The following is a 19320-nucleotide window of genomic DNA, read 5'->3' as shown; positions in this document are numbered from 1 at the left end:
CTCGCCCGCGCCTACTGACTCGCCCGCGCCTTCTGAGGAGCCTTCCGTGCCAAGCCACACCTTCAAGCTCAACGGCGAGCAGATCACCGTCGAGGCCGAGGACGACGTACGCCTCCTGTGGGTCCTGCGTGACCTGCTCGGCGTGACCGGGCCGAAGTACGGCTGCGGTCTCGGCGTCTGCCAGGCCTGTACGTCGCACATCAACGGCAAGGCGTTCAACCCCTGTTCGGTGCCGGTGTCGAAGATCGGCACCGACGACGAGGTCACCACCATCGAGGGCCTGCCCGGCACCGTCGGCAAGGAGCTGCACCCGATGCAGGAGGCCTGGCTCGAGCTGGACGTCTCGCAGTGCGGGTACTGCCAGCCGGGCCAGATCATGGCCGCCGTCGCCACAGTACGGCAGGCCGCCGCCGCTGGTCGTGAGATCAGCGACGGCGACCTGGACGAGATCCGCAACATCTGCCGGTGCGGTACGTACACCCGGATCCGCGAGGCCATCAAGGCCGGGGCGAAGCGGATGTGAACTCCTCTGCCCCTACGGCGGGTTCCGGCGCCTGCGCGGCGTCGGGGCCCGCCGCCGCGCGCCGGGCGGGGACGCCGTGCCTGCGGGCGGCGAGCATGCCCGGGCGTCCGCCGCCTCATGTCCCGAGCAACGCGTCGAGCCCCGCGGCCAGTTGCTCCGGCCCGCCCTGCCCGTCCAGGGAGATGGCGGTGGCCCGCAGTCGCGGGAACTCCTGGGCGGGCATGCGGTGCAGGCCGAGCCGGAAAGCCGGGTCCGGCTCGCCCGGCTCGTCGTCCATGGCCCGCAGTTCGACGAGGAGATAGCCGAGCAGCCACGCCGTGAACGCCCGGTGGACCTGCACGGTACGGCGGTCGCCCAGACCGGCGTCATGGAGCAGGGCCAGGATGCGCTCGTCGCTGCGCAGCACGGCAGCGGGGCGGCGGGCCAGCGGGGTGGACAGCAGGCGGGTGGCGAGCAGCGGGACCATGTTCGGGTGCCGCTGGGCGACGCGGTAGGTGGCGAGCGCGATGCGGTGCAGCTCCCGTCTCCAGTCGTCGGCCTGGGGCTCGGCGTCGGCTTCAAGCTCGGCCTCGGCTTCAAGCTCGGCGTCGGCTTCAGGCTCGGCGTCGGCTTCAAGCTCGGCGTCGGCTTCAGGCTCGGCGGCTTCGCGGCTGGCGTCGGCTTCAAGCTCGGCGGCTTCGCGGCTGGCGGCGGCTCCGGGCTTGGCAGGGGCTCCGGGCTCGGCAGGGGATCCGGGGGCGGCAGCGGCTCCGGGGTCGGCAGCGGCCAGATCACCCTCCAGCTCCTCGCAGAACGCCTCGACCAGGCCGTCGAGCAGCGCCCCCTTGCCGGCCGCGTACCGGTACAGGGCCATGGCCTCCACGCCCAGCTCCGCACCGAGCTTGCGCATGCTCAGGCCCGAGAGCCCGTCACGGTCGACGACGTCCAGGGCCGCGGCCAGGACGCGCTCCCGGCTGAGCCGTCCGTAGCGCCCCCGGTCGCTGGCGCGCCGCCCCTCGGTCCCGGCCGTCTCTTTCCCCTTCGGCCTGTCCGCCGCCTCTTTCGGCATCTCCGCCGCCTCCGCCTCTCTGGCCCCCTTGACCTCAGGGAACATCGGGTGCAAAGTCGTACATATACGACGTAAACGTACGTAGTCAGCGTACAGCGTCAGACCTCTCAGGAGCGTCTCGCCATGACGCACAGCGAGCCGATGTCGGCGGATCTGGTCCAGGTGGAGCGCGAACTCGCGCGGATGTCGGACGGCAACGTCGTCCGCGTCACCGCCGGCGGCCCCGTCTTCGGACATCCGTTCCCGGTGCGCACCGTCCGGCCGACGACCTTCGTGCCCGCACTCCCCCGGCGCGACCGGGCCGCCCTCATGGTGATCGCCGCGGGCTGGGCGCTGAGCTTTCTGTGGTTCTGGATCTGGTGGCTGCAGCCCGAGCACCGCGTCGGCTGGGCGGGCCTGATCGTCAACAGCGCCCTCCTGCTCTACCTCACCGGCCTGCCCTGCTACTTCTTCGTCACCGCCCTGCGCCTGCGCCGCGTCGACCCGGATCTTCCGGTGCCCGCACTCCCGGTCGCCTTCGCCGTGACCCGCGCCCCCTCGGAACCGTGGCCCAGCGCCCGGCAGACGCTGGAAGCGATGCTGGCCCAGGACTTTCCGCACCCCTACGACGTGTGGCTGTGCGACGAGGACCCCACCGAGGAGATCACCGGCTGGTGCCGCACGCACCGGGTGCGGATGTCCTGCCGCCGCGGCGTGGACCCGTACCACCGCAGCGACTGGCCGCGCCGCACCCGCTGCAAGGAAGGCAATCTCGCCTACTTCTACGACAACTGGGGCTACCGCCGCTACGACGTGGTCGCGCAGCTCGACTGCGACCACGTGCCCGCGCCGACCTACCTCTCCGAGATGGTCCGCCCCTTCGACGACCCCGCCATCGGCTACGTGGCAGCGCCCAGCATGTGCGATGCCAACGGCGCGGTGTCATGGGCCGCCCGGGGGCGGCTGCACCGCGAAGCCGTCTGGCACGGCGCGGTGCAGCTCGGCCACAGCGACGGGCTCGCCCCGATGTGCATCGGCTCCCACTACGCCGTGCGCACCCGCGCGCTGCGGGACATCGGGGGCCTGGGCCCCGAGCTCGCCGAGGACTTCTCGACCACGTATCTGCTCAACTCGGCGGGCTGGCACGGTGCGTTCGCCATCGACGCCGAGGCTCACGGGGACGGACCGCTCACCTTCGCCGACATGATCACGCAGGAGTACCAGTGGTCGCGGAGCCTGACCACGATGCTCCTGGGTCTGCTGCCGCGCCATCTGCGCCGGCTGCCCCTCCTGCTGCGGCTGCGCTTCGCGTACGCCCTCGCCTACTACCCGCTCCTCGGCCTGATGATCACCGCGGGGCTCACCCTGCCGCCGATCGCCATACTCACCGGCCTGCCGTGGATGAACGTCAACTACTTCGACTTCCTGATCCACTTCTGGACCATGCCCGTGTGGCTGCTCCTGACCCTGTACCTGATGCGCCGCCGTGGAATGCTCCGCCCGCGCACCGCCCCGCTGATCAGCTGGGAGACGTGGCTGTTCGCGCTCGCGCGCTGGCCGTTCGTCATCCTCGGCCTGTTCGGCGCCGTCGGGCAGAAGCTGCGCCCGCGGCCCGTGACCTTCAAGGTCACGCCCAAGGACACCGGCGGACCCCGGCCCCTGCCCGCCCGGCTCACCCTGCCCTTCGTCGCACTGGCCGTCTCCCTGTCCTCGATCGCCCTGATCGGCGAGCTGACGAGCCCCTCGGCCGGGTACGTATTCCTCTGCCTGCTCGCCGCCACGTCCTACGCGGCCGTCGCCCTCGCCGTCCCGCTGCTCCACGTACGGGAGGCGGCACGGGCCGCGGACGTCCGCTTCACCCGCGCGCTGGCGCCCGCGCGGCTGCCGCTGGCCCTCGGCCTCCTTGCGGCACTGCCGGTCGCCACCGCCCTGGTCTTCTACCCGGCGTACGCCGCCGCCGTCCTGAGCTGGTGAACGGCCATGAGCGCACCCTCCACGATCCTCGTCACCGGCGGTGCCGGTTTCATCGGAAGCCACACCTGCGTCGAACTCCTCGACCACGGCTACGAATTGATCGTGATCGACGACTACTCCCACAGCACCCCGCAGGTCTTCACGCGGGTGGAACGGATCGCCGACCGCTTCGTCGGCGCCGTCTATGAGCTGGACATCCGTGATCGGCGCGCTCTGTCGGCCGTATTCGACCGCCACTCCGTGGACGCCGTCGTGCACTTTGCCGCGCACAAGGCCGTGGGCGAGTCGACACGGATGCCCATCGAGTACTACGACACCAACGTCGGCGGCACGACCGCGCTGCTGCAGGTCATGCGCGAACACGGCGTGCACCAGCTGGTGTTCTCCTCCTCCTGTTCCATCTACGGCGACGCCGGGCGCGGGCCGCTCGACGAGTCGACCCCCGCCGGGCCCACCAATCCGTACGCCGCCTCCAAGTGGATGTGCGAGCAGGTGCTCGCCGATGTGTGCGCACGCTGCCCGGAGTTCACCGTGCTCGCGCTGCGCTACTTCAACCCCGTCGGCGCCCACCCCAGCGGCCTCCTCGGCGAGGACCCCGGCGGTGTCCCCGACAATCTGATGCCGTACGTGGCGCAGGTCGCCGTCGGACGGCGTGAGCGGCTCCCCGTGTTCGGCGACGACTACCCCACGCCCGACGGCACCGCGATCCGCGACTACCTCCACGTCATGGACACCGCGGAGGCCCACCGCATCGCCCTGGACCACCTCGCCGACGGACCGGGCCTGCGAGTGTTCAACCTCGGCGTGGGAACGGGCCGTTCGGTCCTCGACGTGGTCTCCGCCTTCGGCTCGGCCTGCGGAAGGGCCATCCCGTACCAGATCATGCCGCGCCGCCCCGGCGACGTCACCGAACTCGTCGCCGACGCGGACGCGGTGGCGCGCGCCTGGGGCTGGCGCCCCACCCGGGACCTGCACGACATGTGCCGGGACGCATGGCGGTTCCAGCAGCTCAACCCCCATGGATACGCCGGTCCCGGCCGGCACATCAACAGCAAGCACCACAGCCCGTGAGGCACGACCCGTAAGGAGCGACGTCATGCGGATGACAGTGATCGGCACCGGTTACGTGGGAACGGTGCACGCCGCGTGCATGGCCGACATCGGCCACCAGGTCCTCGGCATCGACATCGACGCCGAACGGATCGCATCCCTGTCGGCGGGCCGGGCGCCCATCCACGAGGACGGCCTCGACGAACTGCTCGCCAGGACCGTCGCCTCGGGCAGGCTGCGCTTCTCCACCTCGCTCGCCGAGGGCGCCGCGTTCGCCGGGACGCACTTCATGTGCGTGGGCACGCCGCAGCGCCCCGACAGCAAGGCGGCCGACCTCCGGTACGTGGACTCCGTCGTGGACGGCCTGGCCCCGCATCTGCGGCCCGGCACTCTGATCGTGGGCAAGTCGACCGTGCCGGTGGGCACGGCGGCACGGCTCGCCGAGCGCCTCGCCGACATGACGCCCGGCACGGAGGTCGCCTGGAACCCCGAGTTCCTGCGCGAGGGATCCGCCGTCGAGGACACCATGCGGCCCGAGCGGCTCGTCGTGGGCGTCACGTCGCAGCACGCCGAGGCCGTCCTGCGGGCGATCTACGCGCCGATGATCGCCGCCGGAGTGCCGTTCTTCTGCACCGACCCGGCGACGGCGGAACTGGTCAAGGTGGCGGCGAACTCCTTCCTCGCCACCAAGATCTCCTTCATCAACGCCATGGCCGAGGTGTGCGACGCCGCGGGCGCCGACGCATCGGTCCTGGCCAGGGCCATCGGCGCGGACTCGCGGATCGGCCCCCGCTTCCTCGCACCGGGGCTCGGCTTCGGCGGCAGCTGCTTCCCCAAGGACATCCGGGCCTTCGCGGCCCGCGCCGAGGAGATCGGCGCCGGTGAGGCCGTGGCGTTCCTGCACGAGGTCGACCGGATCAACACCCGGCAGCGGCAGCGCACCGTCGAGCGGGCACGCCGGCTGCTAGGCGGCTCGTTCACCGGGCGCAGGATCGCCGTGCTCGGCGCCGCGTTCAAGCCGGGCAGCGACGACGTCCGCGACTCGCCCGCCCTGGTCGTGGCGGCGGCCCTGCACCAGCAAGGCGCGGAGGTCCGCGTGCACGACCCGGAGGCCGTCGACAACGCCCGCGCCGTCCATCCCGAGCTGACCTACGCCCTGGACGTCGACAAGGCGTGCGAGGACGCCGATCTGGTCCTGCATCTGACCGACTGGCCGGAGTACCAGGACATCGACCCCGCCGCGCTCGCCACGCTGGTGCGCTCCCCCGTCCTCCTGGACGCCCGCAACAGGCTCGACCCGCGGTCCTGGGCGGCGGCCGGCTGGGCCGTGCACGCCCCGGGCCGGCCGCGGCTCTCCCCGCCCGTCCCTTCCCAGGCCAAGGTGGCCGCGCTCGCCGGAGGTGCGTCATGAGGGTCGTGGTGACGGGCGGCGGCGGATTCGTCGGCTCCCATCTGTGCGAGGCCCTGCTGCGCAGAGGAGACACGGTCTGCTGCCTGGACAACTTCTGCACCGGTGAACCGGAGAACGTCGCCCACCTGCGCGGCGCACCCCGCTTCCGGCTGCTGCGCACCGACGTGACGGAGCCCTTCGACGTGCCGGGCCCCGTGGACGCCGTCGCCCACCTCGCGAGCCCCGCGTCCCCGCCGGACTACCACCGCCTCGCCCTTCAGACCCTGGCCGTCGGCAGCCGCGGCACCGAGAACGCCCTGCGCCTGGCGCAGCGGCACGGCGCCCGCTTCCTGCTCACCTCCACCAGCGAGGTCTACGGCGACCCCGAGGTCCACCCGCAGCCCGAGGAGTACTGGGGCCACGTCAATCCGGTCGGCCCGCGCAGCGTCTACGACGAGGCCAAGCGGTTCGCGGAGGCGCTCGCCATGGCATATCGGCGCAGCCTCGGCGTCGACGTCGGCATCGTACGGATCTTCAATACGTACGGTCCGCGGATGCGGCCGCACGACGGACGCGTGGTCTCCACCTTCGTCCGCCAGGCCCTGGCGGGCAGGCCGCTGACGCTCTACGGCGACGGCAGTCAGACCCGCAGTTTCTGCTACGTCGACGACCTCGTCCGGGGCCTGCTGGCGATGCTGGACAGCGACCGCAGCGGACCGGTGAACCTGGGCAACCCGAGCGAGCGCACCGTACGCGAGCTCGCGGAGCTCGTCCTGCGCATCACCGGATCGCCCTCGCGCATCGCCTACCGCCCGCTGCCCGTCGACGACCCGACCCGCCGCCGCCCGGTGATCAACCGGGCCGTGGAACAGCTCGGCTGGATGCCGCGCGTCCCCCTCGACGAGGGGCTGCGGCGCACGGTGGCGTGGTTCGCCACACGGTCCGGACCGCCGCTCCCTCGGATACCGGTGGAGGCCTGATCCCCATGCGCAGGAAAGCCGCCACAGCCGCCGCCAGGCGCTGCACCGGTCCTGGCGTCCTCACCGCCGCGATCGTGCTGATCGGCGCGAGCGGCTGTGCGGCCACGCCCCACTACGCGCCCGAGACGAAGGCCGGTTCGTACTACGTCAGCCCCGAGGGCGACGACCAGAACGACGGCTCGTCGCCCGGTCAGGCCTGGCGGACCCTCGCCCGTGCCGAGCGCGTGGCGCTCGAACCCGGCGACCGGCTGCTGCTCGAAGGCGGCGCCCGGTTCACCGGCACCATCACCGTGAACGGCACCGAGGCGGGCAGTGCGGACCGGCCGGTGGTGGTCGGGTCGTACGGCGAGGGGCGGGCGACGGTCGAGGCCGAGGGCTCTCCCGGCATCTCCGTGCACAACACGGCGGGCGTGGAGATCCGCGATCTCACCGTCAAGGGGGACCGCGCCGCCTACGCCCGCGACGGCGGCATCAATCTCTACGCCGACCGTCCGGGCGGCGGAAAGCTGGACCGTGTCTCCGTCTCCGGCGTCACCGTCTCCGGATTCCAGGTGGGCATCGCGGTCGGCGGCACCGAGAAGGGCAACGGATTCAAGAATGTGACGATCCGCCAGGCGCAACTGCACGGCAACAAGGACGCCGGCCTCCTGACGTACGGCCCGCAGTTCGACCCCGGCCAACCCTCCTACGCGCACGAGGACTTCGACATCTCGGACGTCGACGCGTACCGCAACACCGGTGATCCCGAGGCGGTCGAGCGCCACACCGGCGACGGCATCATCCTCGGCGCCGTGCGCCACGCCACGGTGCGCGACTCCAGCGCCCACGACAACGGATCGACCTCGGCCACCGAGGCACCATCGGGTCCGGTGGGCATCTGGGCCTACGACGCCACGGACGTGCTCCTGGAGCACAACACCGCCTACCGCAACCACACGGGCTCCGACGTCGACGGTGCCGGGTTCGGATTCGACGAGAACGTCTCGGACTCGACGATCCAGTACAACCTGGCGTTCCACAACGACGGCCCCGGCTTCTACGCCTACACCCGCAAGGCGAACGGCGCGCACACCGACAACACGATCCGCTACAACATCACGTCCGACGACGGCCGCAAGCTGCCGCGCTTCGGCGGGCTCGCCGTCTACGGCCACGACGTGCGCAACCTGCGGATCTACCAGAACACCGTGGTCATGACGGCTCTGGAGAACGGAAAGAGCGGTCCCGCCCTGCGCCTGATGGACGGCCAGACGGGCGTCACCGTGCGCAACAACACCTTCGTCACCGACGGCTCCCCGCTGGCCCTGGTGGACCGGGGACTCACGGCCAAGAATGTCCTGGTGCAGGGCAACAACTACCGTGCGCCGCAGGGACAGTGGGTCGTGCAGTGGGGCGACCACGCCTACACCGGCCTCGACACATGGCGGAAGGCGACCGGCCAGGAACGCGTCGACGGGAAGCCGTCCGGCCTGACCGTCGACCCCTGCTTCGCCGGTGGCGAGCTGCCCGCCGTCGAATCCCCCGGCGACGCACCCCGCCTCGCACCGGACTGCGCCGCCCTCGCGGACAAGGGCCTCGACCTGCGCAAGCTGTTCGGCATCGACCCCGGATCCGTCGACTACTTCGGCCGCACCGTCGGTACGCCTCCGCCGGTCGGGGCCGCGGTGCCCGCGCCGGACTGAAGCCGGCAGAAGATGCAGGCGCCCGCCGCCCAGGCCTACGATCGAAGCAGCGAGACCCCAGGTTGACGCGTGTTCTCGGCCGGGTGTCCCTGCCACGCAGGGAGGCGCTTTGCCATTGCTTCGGGCACATCCTCGGGGACACCCGCGCGCCCATCGGCTCATGGCCGCCTATCTCGCCCTGGTCGCCGTTCTCACCGCCGTCTACATGACGGTGCCGGGCCTGCGCGCCCCGCTCTGGGCGCTCATCGGGCTCGGCGGTGTCGCGGCCGTCCTCGTCGGGGTGCGCGTCCACCGCCCCGCGCACCGCTGGCCGTGGTGGGTCCTTGCGGCCGGGCTGTTGGCCTTCGCCGCGGGCGACACGTACTACAACGTGGTCGAGCAGTACTTCCAGGCGTCGAATCCCTTCCCCTCACCGGCGGACGCCTGCTACCTCGCGGTGTATCCGCTGCTCGCGGCGGGCCTCTTCGGCCTCGTCCGCTACCGCTGGGCAGGCCGTGACCTGCCGAGCCTCCTGGACGCGCTGATCATCACCGGCGGGCTCGCACTGCCCGTCTGGGTCTACCTCGTCCAGCCGCTCACCGAGGTCGAGGGCCTGACCTGGCCGCAGCGCGCCATCAGCATCGCCTACCCGCTGGGTGACGTCCTGGTCCTGGCCCTCCTGGCCCGGCTGCTCACGCCGGGCTTCGTGACCGGCCACAATCCCGCCGTACACCTGCTCGTCCTCGGCACGCTCACCCTGCTCGTCTTCGACATCGCGTACGGGATTCTGCAGCTCAACGGCCTGTGGCAGGCGGGCACGCTCCTGGACACCGGCTGGATCGTGTTCTACACGGCGTGGGGCCTCGCCGCGCTGCACCCCTCGATGGTGGAGCTGACCGCCTACACGCATCAGCGCCAGAGCCTGCTCCCGCCGCCGCGCAGGCTCGTGCTGCTCGCCGCGGCCACCCTCATCGCCCCGGCGATCCTGCTCGCGGAGGGGCTGCTCGACAGGGCCCATGACGCGGCCGTGATCGCCGCCTTCTCCGGCACGCTGTTCCTCCTGGTGATCCTGCGGCTCGCGGGCATGGTCGTGGCGCACCGCAAGGCCGTGGACCGTGAGCTCGCGCTGCGCGGGGCTGCCGCATCGCTGGTGGCCGCGATCACCACGGAGGAGATCACCGAGACCTGCGAGACGACGGTCGCCGCGCTGTCCGGTCCCGGAACCCGCTCCTGGACCCTGGTCCTGGAGCCGGGCGACGCACCACCGGCCCCCTACGCCGCCCTCGACCTGCACCGCACGCATCTGGTGCGGGCCGCCGCCCTCGGCCCGGAGATCGCCGCCCGCTTCGGGGCAGAGCAGCGCGCGCTGCTCTGCCCGATGATCCAGCGCGACCGCCCGGCCGGGGCGGAGCCGCCGGGTGTGCTGATCGCGGGCGGCGCCGAGAAGCAGCTCACCGAGATCTGGGGCTCCCTGGAGATCCTCGCCTCGCACGCGGGCCTGGCCAAGGAGCGCATCACACTGCGCCAGGAGATCATCCGGCGGGAGAGCGAGGCGTATTTCCGTACGTTGGTGCGCAACGCCTCCGACGTCATCCTCATCGTCGACGACGACGACACCGTCCGGTACGCAAGCCCGTCCGCGCAGGCCGTCTTCGGGGACGCCCCGCTGATCGGTGCGGAGCTGCCCGCCCTTGTGGACCCGCGCGACAGCGACCGGGCGGCGCGGGTGCTCGTAGCCATGCGCAGCGGCGCGCGGCACGAGCCCCACGACTACTGGTGGATGCCGCGGGACGGCGGGCGCATCGAGGTGGAGGTGCGGTGCAGCGACCTGCGCGACGACCCGACCGTCCGCGGGCTCGTCGTCACGCTGCGGGACGTGACCGAGCAGCGTCAGCTGGAGCACGAGCTCACCCAGCGGGCCTTCCACGACGCGCTGACCGGCCTTCCCAACCGGACGCTGCTCCTGGAGCGCATCGAGCGCGCACTGCTGCGAGGCCGCCGCGAGTCGACGCTGACCTGCGTGCTCTTCATCGACCTCGACGACTTCAAGGTCGTCAACGACACGCTGGGGCACTCGGTCGGCGACCGGCTCCTGACCGCGGTGGGATCGCGCCTCTCGCGGTCGCTGCGCCGCAGCGACACCGCGGCCCGCCTCGGCGGCGACGAGTTCGCCGTCCTGATGGAGGACGCGAAGCGGCCCGTCGACGCCGAGATCCTCGCCGCGCAGGTGGTGCAGGCGCTCAGCAGGCCGTTCCACCTGTCCGGCGACTCCGTGAGCGTCTCGGCGAGCGTGGGCGTGTCCACGGCCGCGGACAGCGCGGGCGCCGAGGAGCTCCTCGCCCACGCCGACCTTGCGCTGTACGCCGCCAAGGCCGCGGGCAAGCGCCAGTGGCGCCGCTTCCAGCAGCGGCTGCACGTACGCATGCGGGAGCGGCACGACCTGCAGGCGGGCCTGGACCGGGCCATCGCCGACGAGGAGTTCGCGCTGCGCTATCAGCCCGTCGTGGACATCAGCGCGAACGGCGGCCGGGCGGGCGGTGCGGCGGACGCGGCCGAGATCGTCGGCTTCGAGGCCCTGGCCCGCTGGCCGCACCCCCGGCGCGGCCTGGTCCCGCCGCAGCAGTTCATTCCGCTCGCCGAGGAGACCGGGCACATCACGCCGCTGGGCGCCTGGGTCCTCGGCAACGCCGCGGCGGACATCGCCGGACTGCAGGGTGTGGGGCCCTCCCGGGCCCGTCGCCCCTACATCAGCGTCAACGTGTCCGCGCGGCAGTTCCGTGACGCGGGCTTCCTCGACGAGGTGCGCAAGGCCCTGGACACACCCGGACTCGCCCCGGGTTCCCTGCAGTTGGAGCTCACCGAGTCAGTACTGATGCGGCGGGACGGACAGATACAGGCGGTCATGCAGGCGCTGAAGGACCTGGGCGTCCGGATCGCGGTCGACGACTTCGGCACGGGATACTCCTCGCTGCGCTACCTCCGCGAGTTCCCCATCGACGTACTCAAGATCGACAAGACGTTCATCGACGACATCGCCGACGACGCCCGGCAGCTCGCCCTCGTCGAGGGAATCGTGCACCTCGCCGACACGATGGGCCTGCAGGTCATCGCCGAGGGGATCGAGCAGTCCGCGCAGCGCGACCTGCTGGCCGGGATGGGCTGCGGGTTCGGGCAGGGCTATCTCTTCGCACGGCCGCTGACGGCCGAGCAGGGGGAGCGGCTGCTGCGCCTGCGCCGGGGCAGCAACGGTGCCGCCACGGGCCCCAGGGCCGCGCGGGGCAGCCGGGTGGCGCCTGCCACTCCCGCTGTCGCCGTCGCTGTCGCCCCACCGGCCGCCCCGGCCGCCCCGATCCCCTCGGAGAGGCAGAGCACCATGAGCGAACCGGACACCGAACTCCTGGAAGCGCCGCGGGATCCGCGCTGGGGCGATCTCGACCACCTGCGGCGGACCAGCCCGATGAGCGACTGCGTCCTGGACGAGGTCCGCGGCCGGCACATCCGCAGCGGGGACCACTGGCTCATCGACTTCGCCTCCTGCAACTACCTGGGCTTCGACTGCGATCCGGAGATCATCGACGCCATCGAACCCGCCGTACGCCGCTGGGGAACGCACCCCAGCTGGTCCCGGCTGCTCGGCAGCCCCCGGCTCTACCCCGAGATCGAGGAGCGGCTCGCCGCGCTGCTCGGAGCGCCCGACACCCTGCTGCTCCCGACGGCCACGCTGATCCACGCCTCGGTGATCCCCGTCCTCGCCGACAAGGGCGAGGTCTTCGTCGAGGCCACGGCGCACCGCACGGTGTACGACGGCTGCGTGGCGGCCCGCGGTCAGGGCGCGACGCTGCGGCGGTTCCACGCGGAGCGCCCCGACGAACTGGCCGCCCTGCTGCGTGCGGCACCCAGCGGCACGGCCCGCCTGGTCTGCCTCGACGGCGTCAACAGCATGAGCGGGAACATCGCCGACATCCCCGAACTGGCCGGGATGTGCCGGGACTTCGGCGCCACGCTGTACATCGACGACACCCACGGATTCGGCGTCGTCGGAGAGCGCGGCGCCGACGAGCCCTGCCCGTACGGACTGCGCGGCAACAGCGTCGTACGGCACACCGGCGAGACGTACGACAACATCGTGCTCGTCGGCGGCTTCTCCAAGGCCTACTCGTCGCTGCTCGCCTTCCTCGCCCTGCCGTCCCGGCTCAAGGACCACCTGAAGGTCTCCGCCGCCCCCTACCTCTACTCCGGGCCCTCGCCCACGGCCTCGCTCGCCACCGCGCTCGCCGGCCTGGAGGTCAACGACCGGCGCGGCGACGCCATCCGCGCCGATCTGCACCGCAAGACCCTCCGGGTGCTCGACCACGTGGCCGGGCTCGGCATCGACACGCTCAACTCCGATCAGCTGCCGATCGTGGAGATTCCCCTGGCCGACGGATCCGACCTGGACGCGGTGGCCGGATTCCTGTGGGAGCAGGGCATCTACGTGACCCTTGCGGCCTATCCGCTCGTGCCGCACGACCGCGTCGGCTTCCGCGTGCAGCTCACGGCCCTGAACTCGGACGAGGACATCGACCGGCTGAACGCGGCCCTGACGCGCCTGTCCGAACGGTTCCCGCTGCGACCGGGGAGCTGACACGCCATGGCCCCGACCCGTAACGACGACGTGGACTGGGACAGTTGGCCCGTGCAGGACTATCTCGGCGAGAACTACCGCGAGTTGCACCCCTCCGACGCCGCGGTCATCGCTCACCACTGCGCCTTCTACCGGCAGTTCGCCCCGGCAAGCGCCGCACGCTCCCTGGAGTTCGGGGCCGGACCCAACCTCTATCCGCTGATCCTCGCCGCCGCCGCGAGTCGCCGCATCGACGCCGTCGAGGCGAGCGCGGCGGGCGTCGCCTATCTGACCCGGCAGCTCGAACAGGGGCCGGACGAGAGCTGGTTGCCGTTCCACGCGCTGTGTCGCCGCCTCAACCCCGATCTGCCCCCGACGCTTGTGGAGGCGCTCGCGGGTGTGCGCGTGGTGCACGGCGACATCCGGGCGCTGCCGCCCGGCACGTACGACATCGCGTCGATGAACTTCGTGGCCGAGGGCGTCACCGAGGACTTCACGGAGTTCACGGACTTCTGCCACCGCTTCGTGCGCTCCGTCGCGCCGGGCGGCCATCTCGTCGCGGCGTTCATGGAGAACATGCCGACGTACCGCATCGGGCCCGCGTCGCGCTGGCCCGGCTGCCCGGTGAACCCGGCCGTCGTCACCGAGGTCTTCGCGCCGCTCACCGAGCACCTCACGGTCACGAGGATCGACGCCGACCCGACGCTGCCGGACTACGGGGACTCCGGAATGGTGCTCCTGACGGCGGCGAGGCGCGGTGCGTGACCTCGCTGCTCAGGCGCCCGCCTCCTGGAGTGCGAACGCCGTCTCCACCAGCGCGATGTGGCTGAACGCCTGGGGTGCGTTGCCCAGTTGGCGACGGCCGACCGGATCCCACTGCTCCGCGAGCAGGCCCACGTCGTTGCGGACGTCCAGGACGCGCTCGAAGGTCTCGCGCGCCTGACGGAGGTGGCCGGTCGCCGCAAGCGCGTCGGCGTACCAGAGCGAACACGCCACGAACGTGCCCTCGGATCCACGCATGCCGTCCACGTCGTGCGTGCCCCCGCCGTCGTACGCGTACCTCCGCACGAATCCGTGGTGGTCCAGTGCCTCCATCGCCCGGACGGTGTCGCGCACGCGCACGTCGTCGGCGGGCAGGAAGCCGACCTTGGGGATCAGCAGGGCCGATGCGTCAAGGACGGGCGATCCGTAGGACTGCACGAACGACCTCCGTCCGTCGTCCCACCCCTCGTGGCACACCTCCCGGTGGACCGCGTCCCGCATGGCGCGCCACTCCCCCGCGGACTCGTCCCTGCCGAGCAGCTCACCCATGCGCAGGGCACGGTCGGCGGCGACCCACGACATGACCTTGGAGTGGACGAACTGCCGCCGGGAGTCCCGGACTTCCCACAGGCCCTGATCCGGTTCCCGCCAGTGCTCCTGCAGATGGCTCATCAGTGATTCCACCAGGCTCCACAGATGGGGCTGCATCGGAATGCCCGCCCGCAGGGACAGGTAGAGCGTGTCGAGAACCTCGCCGTAGACGTCGAGCTGGAGCTGATCGACCGCGGCGTTCCCGAACCGTACGGGCCGCGACCCCTCGTACCCGGGCAGCCACGGCGCCTCGGCCTCCGGCAGCCGCCGCTGTCCCTCCACCCCGTACACCGCCTGGAGATCGGCGGGGTCACCGGCCACGGCACGCACCAGCCAGTCGAGCCAGGCCGTGGCCTCGTCCCGGTAGCCGCTGCGCAGCAGGGCGGACAGGGTCAGCGTGGAGTCGCGCAGCCAGCAGAAGCGGTAGTCCCAGTTGCGCTCGCCGCCGACGCACTCGGGCAGGGAAGTCGTCGGTGCCGCGACGATGCCGCCCGTGGGCGCGTAGGTGAGGGCCTTCAGCGTGATCAGCGAGCGGGTGACGGCCTCCCGCCAGGGGCCCTGGTAGCGGCACTGGGCCGTCCAGCGCCGCCAGAAGTCGCCGGTCGCCTTGAGCGCCGTCTCCGCCGGGACGCTCAGGGGCGCGGGCGGATCGGGCAGATGCGAGGGCGCCCACACGAGCTGAAGCGTGAGGCGCTGGCCCGCCGATACGGTGAAGTCAAGGACGGTGGAGGCGGTGTGGTCGCCGCCGCGTATCTCCATCGGGCCGTCGGCGCTCAGCCAGAGTGCGTCCGGCCCGGCCACGGCGACCGTGCAGTGCTCCTGGGTCCGCACCCACGGGACGACACGGCCCTGGTTGAAGCGCGGCCGCAGTTCGCTGCGCATCGCCACGGCGCCGGAGAGGCCCTCGACGACGCGCACGATGCAGGGCAGCTGCGCGCGGGGCGGCATGAAGTCCGTGACGCGAACGGCACCGGCCGGGCACTCCCAGTGGGAATCCATGACCAGGGTGTCCTGGCGGTAGGCCCGCCGGTCGCACGGGCCTGCGCCGACGGGGGAAACCCGCCAGAATCCGTTGTCCGCCGTGCCGAGCAGCGCGGCGAAACAGGCCGGTGAGTCGAAGCGCGGCAGGCAGAGCCAGTCGATCGACCCGTCCGTGCCGAGCATGGCAGCGGATTCCAGGTCACCGATGAGGGCGTAGTCCTCGATGCGTGCGTTCATGATCGAGTCACGCCGTCATGCACATTGCCGCCCTTCCAGTCTACGGCGGACGGGCGGTGTACGGCGGGCGCGCAGTCAGGCCCCGGGCCTGGGCTCAGGACCCTGCCCTCGGCACCACGAGCCCCGATTCGTACGCCGCGACCACCGCCAGATGGAGATCGCCGGGCGGCTGCACGTCAGCGAGGAGACGCGTCAGGGCCGCGCGGGCGGTGTCGCCGATGGCCAGGAAGCGCTCGGCGCCGACGGCGGGCACGGCGGGCGGCCCCCGCGACGGCCGGGCTCGCGATCCAGGCGACCGTCGACCTGGACCAGCTGCCGATCGGACCGTGGGCGGGGATCGGGGTGCTCGCCGCGTACGCGGGCGCGGCGCTCGTCGCGGGTGGGGCGGTGCCGCGGATGCGGGACGCCTGAGGCGTTGCGCGGGCCGCTTGCCCCCATGGACAGCGCCCGAGCTGCTGTGATCTCATCCGTCCGGGCGGATCGATCGACCTTCGGCGTGGATCGACGGACCTGCCACGCCGGTCAGCAGGCGATCCCTGCGTGCGGTGTGTGACCGGCCACCGTCCTGGCCCGCGCGCCCGTGGGCCGGTCATTGCACGCCTCCGCTCAGGCCCGAAAGACCCCCACACATGCAGAAGACCAAGTCCGCGCTCTGGGAATTCCTCCAGGGCCTCGGCAAGACGTTCATGCTCCCGGTGGCCCTGCTCGCGTTCTGCGGGATCATGCTGGGCATCGGCTCGTCGCTCTCCAGCGAGGCCGTCACCGACAACCTGACCTTCCTCCAGGGCGAAGGCTTCCACCTCGTCTTCACGTGGATGGCCAGCACCGGCCTCGTCGCCTTCAAGTTCCTCCCCGTGATGTTCGCGATAGCCATCCCGCTGGGCCTGGCCCGCGAGGACAAGGGCGTGGCGGCGTTCTCCGGTTTCGTCGGGTTCGCCGCGATGAACCTGGCGGTGAACTTCTACCTCACCGCCAAGGGCGTCGACTTCGATGACAACGATGCCATCGCCCATTACGGCATCGCCGACGTCATCGGGATCCAGTCCATCGACACGGGACTGCTCGGTGCCGTGGCCGTTGGCATCGTTGTCAGCGTCCTGCACCGGCGCTTCCGCGGCCAGCGGATGCCGGACGCGCTCGCGTTCTTCGGCGGGCTGCGGTTCGTACCGATCATCTCCACGCTCACGCTCAGCCTGCTCGGCCTGCTGATCCCGCTGGTGTGGCCGACGTTCAACGGCTGGATCACCGACCTCGGGCGCGCGATCGGTCACGCGGGCGTCTTCGGCCCGTTCTTCTTCGGCATGGGCGAGGTGCTGCTGCGCCCGATCGGCCTGCACCACATCCTCGTCGCGATGTTCCGCTTCACGGACGTGGGCGGCTCCGGCGCGGTGTGCGGGGACAACGTCTCCGGCGCGCTCAACCTCTTCTACGCGCAGCTCAACTGCTCCCACGCGCCCAACGAAGCGGTCACCGACGCCACCCACTTCCTGTCCCAGGGCAAGATGGCGGTCTACCTGGGCGGACTGCCGGGCGCGGCCCTGGCGATGTACCACTGCGCGAACAAGAAGATGCGCCCCGAGATCAAGGCACTCCTGATCTCCGGCGTCGTCGCCTGCGTGGTCGGCGGCATCACGGAACCGCTGGAGTTCCTGTTCCTGTTCATCGCGCCGTGGCTGTACTTGATCCACGCCGTCCTTGTCGGCCTCGGGTTCCTGACCGCCGCCGTGCTCGGGGTGTTCATCGGCAACACGGACGGCAACGTCATCGACTGGCTCGTCTTCGGCGTCCTGCAGGGCACGACCACGAAGTGGTACCTGATCCCCGTCATCGCGGCGGTGTGGTTCGCCGTGTACTACTTCCTCTTCCGCTGGGCCATCGTCCGTTTCGACCTCAAGACGCCGGGCCGCGACGAGCCGGCGGCGGAGGAGGCCGACGCCGAGGGCTCCGACCCGGTCGCGGCCGAGGAATCTGGCACCGAGGAGGCTCCGCGCGAGCTGATCGCCGGAAAGTACGACGCGGTGGCGATCCTGAAGGCGATCGGCGGCGCCGAGAACATCCAGTCCCTCGACAACTGCATCACGCGCCTGCGCATGACGGTCGCGGACGCCGAACAGGTCGACGAGGCCCGCCTCAAGAAGCTCGGCGCGGTCGGCGTCATCAAGCTCGACGCGCACAACGTGCAGGTCATCATCGGCCCGCAGGTGCAGTCGGTGAAGGACGCGATCGCGTCGCTGGTAGGGGTGGGCTGAGCAGTGCACCACCCGTCACACACCGACGAGTCCGGCGACGCCTTCGACTTCGACACCCCCGTGGACCGGCACGGCACCTGGTGCACGCAGTGGGACTACGTGGAGGACCGCTTCGGCGTCCCCGGCCTCCTGCCCTTCACCATCTCGGACATGGACTTCGAGACGGCACCCGAGGTCCTGTCCGCACTGCGCGGCCGCCTGGATCACGGCGTGCTCGGCTACTCCCGCTGGCGCCAGGACGACTTCCTCTCGGCGATCGTCGACTGGTACGGCACGCGCCACGCCACCGAGGTGGCCCCGGAGTCGATCGTCTACGGCCCGTCCGTGATCTACCAGATCGCCCGGCTCCTGGGACTGTGGTCGGCCCCCGGCGACGGCGTCGTGGTCCACACCCCCACGTACGACGCGTTCCCCAAGACCGTCGCCGCGAACGAGCGACGCCTGCTCGGCTGCCCGCTCGGCGACTGGGCCGCACTGGAACGGCTGCTCGCGCTGCCCGACACGTCGGTCCTGCTCCTGTGCTCGCCCCACAACCCCACGGGCCACGTGTGGACGGAGGCGGAACTGAACCGCATCGCGGGACTGTGCGCGCGGTACGGCGTCGCGGTGATCAGCGACGAGATCCACTCGGACCTCGCGCACCCGCCGTACGTCCACCGCCCCTGGGCCCTGCACGGCGGCCCCGACGAGCGGTGGGCGGTGGTGACGTCGGCGTCCAAGTCCTTCAACATCCCTGCCCTGACCGGCAGTTACGGAATCATCGGCGACCGCGCCACACGCGAGGCGTACCTGCGCCACCTCAAGGAGGCCGACGGCCTGTCGTCCCCGGCGGTGCTGTCACTGGTCGGACACATCGCGGCCTACCGAGAGGGAGAGCCCTGGCTGAACGCCCTCGGCACCTACCTCCACGGCAACCTCCAACTGGTCGCCGACCACCTCAACAAGGCGTTCCCACCCCTGAACTGGACTCCACCCCAGGCCGGCTACCTGGCCTGGATCGACGTCCGCCCCCTGGGAGTGGACGACGAAGCGCTACAGCGCGAACTCGTCGAGACACAAAAGGTGGCCATCATGCCGGGCACCCCATACGGCTCCCCCGGCCACCTACGCCTGAACGTGGGCTGCCCCCGGAACAAGGCCGAGCGGGGGGTCACCGCGCTGATCGAGGCGGTACGAGCGGTTCAGCGGAGGGCCGACGGCAGCTGAGGCGTGAGGCGGCACCGGTTTGGTATCCGCAGGTCAGACCGGCCGCCTCGGGCTGCCCGCACGGTTCCGTTGGTACAGTCACGAGG

General features: G+C 71.4%; 13 protein-coding genes. 10 read left to right on the top strand and 3 right to left on the bottom strand.

The window, feature by feature from the left end; genetic code table 11:
• The first annotated feature begins 46 nt into the window (after positions 1–46).
• Positions 47–523, top strand: coding sequence for a (2Fe-2S)-binding protein (locus tag M4V62_RS36125; RefSeq protein WP_249591383.1), 477 nt, complete (start codon positions 47–49; stop codon positions 521–523).
• Between the two features lie 115 nt (positions 524–638).
• On the opposite strand, the gene M4V62_RS36120 is transcribed toward M4V62_RS36125, so the two are convergent.
• On the bottom strand, positions 639–1571 hold the full coding sequence (locus tag M4V62_RS36120) for a TetR/AcrR family transcriptional regulator C-terminal domain-containing protein (protein WP_249593157.1): 933 nt from the start codon (positions 1569–1571) through the stop codon (positions 639–641).
• A gap of 123 nt (positions 1572–1694) precedes the next feature.
• On the opposite strand from M4V62_RS36120, the gene M4V62_RS36115 reads away from it, so the two are divergent.
• The 7 genes from M4V62_RS36115 (at position 1695) to M4V62_RS36085 (ending at position 13973) form a co-directional block, all read left to right on the top strand.
• The gene (locus tag M4V62_RS36115) at positions 1695–3524 is read left to right on the top strand and encodes a glycosyltransferase family 2 protein (protein ID WP_249591382.1); all 1830 of its coding nucleotides are present in this window, start codon (positions 1695–1697) and stop codon (positions 3522–3524) included.
• A gap of 6 nt (positions 3525–3530) precedes the next feature.
• A complete protein-coding gene (galE, locus tag M4V62_RS36110; RefSeq protein ID WP_249591381.1) occupies positions 3531–4595 on the top strand; it encodes a UDP-glucose 4-epimerase GalE in 1065 nt (354 codons plus the stop codon).
• Positions 4596–4620: 25 nt separating this feature from the next.
• Positions 4621–5985: a UDP-glucose dehydrogenase family protein gene (locus M4V62_RS36105; RefSeq protein WP_249591380.1), complete on the top strand. Its 1365-nt coding sequence runs from the start codon at positions 4621–4623 to the stop codon at positions 5983–5985.
• Entirely contained in the window at positions 5982–6944 is a 963-nt protein-coding gene (locus tag M4V62_RS36100) for a UDP-glucuronic acid decarboxylase family protein (RefSeq protein ID WP_249591379.1), read from the top strand. Before M4V62_RS36105 ends, M4V62_RS36100 begins: the two co-directional genes overlap by 4 nt.
• A 5-nt stretch (positions 6945–6949) precedes the next feature.
• A complete protein-coding gene (locus M4V62_RS36095) occupies positions 6950–8626 on the top strand; it encodes a right-handed parallel beta-helix repeat-containing protein (RefSeq protein ID WP_249591378.1) in 1677 nt (558 codons plus the stop codon).
• Between the two features lie 160 nt (positions 8627–8786).
• Positions 8787–13229 (top strand): aminotransferase class I/II-fold pyridoxal phosphate-dependent enzyme, encoded by a 4443-nt coding sequence (locus tag M4V62_RS36090; RefSeq protein WP_249591377.1) that lies wholly within the window; start codon positions 8787–8789, stop codon positions 13227–13229.
• 6 nt (positions 13230–13235) lie between these two features.
• Positions 13236–13973, top strand: coding sequence for a class I SAM-dependent methyltransferase (locus M4V62_RS36085; RefSeq protein ID WP_249591376.1), 738 nt, complete (start codon positions 13236–13238; stop codon positions 13971–13973).
• A gap of 9 nt (positions 13974–13982) precedes the next feature.
• Here the strand turns inward: M4V62_RS36085 and M4V62_RS36080 are convergent, their stop codons facing one another.
• Positions 13983–15779 (bottom strand): glycoside hydrolase family 15 protein, encoded by a 1797-nt coding sequence (locus tag M4V62_RS36080; RefSeq protein ID WP_249591375.1) that lies wholly within the window; start codon positions 15777–15779, stop codon positions 13983–13985.
• 94 nt (positions 15780–15873) lie between these two features.
• A complete protein-coding gene (locus tag M4V62_RS36075; protein ID WP_249593239.1) occupies positions 15874–16032 on the bottom strand; it encodes a hypothetical protein in 159 nt (52 codons plus the stop codon).
• A 376-nt stretch (positions 16033–16408) separates the two neighbouring features.
• On the opposite strand from M4V62_RS36075, the gene malX reads away from it, so the two are divergent.
• Both malX and M4V62_RS36060 read left to right on the top strand, forming a co-directional pair.
• A complete protein-coding gene (malX, locus tag M4V62_RS36065; protein WP_249591374.1) occupies positions 16409–18028 on the top strand; it encodes a maltose/glucose-specific PTS transporter subunit IIBC in 1620 nt (539 codons plus the stop codon).
• Between the two features lie 3 nt (positions 18029–18031).
• On the top strand, positions 18032–19234 hold the full coding sequence (locus tag M4V62_RS36060; protein WP_249591373.1) for a MalY/PatB family protein: 1203 nt from the start codon (positions 18032–18034) through the stop codon (positions 19232–19234).
• Positions 19235–19320: the final 86 nt, after the last annotated feature.

Origin of the sequence: Streptomyces durmitorensis (genome assembly GCF_023498005.1) — a bacterium.
GTDB classification, from domain to species: Bacteria; Actinomycetota; Actinomycetes; order Streptomycetales; family Streptomycetaceae; genus Streptomyces; species Streptomyces durmitorensis.
This window is presented reverse-complemented; position numbering and strand designations above follow the sequence as displayed.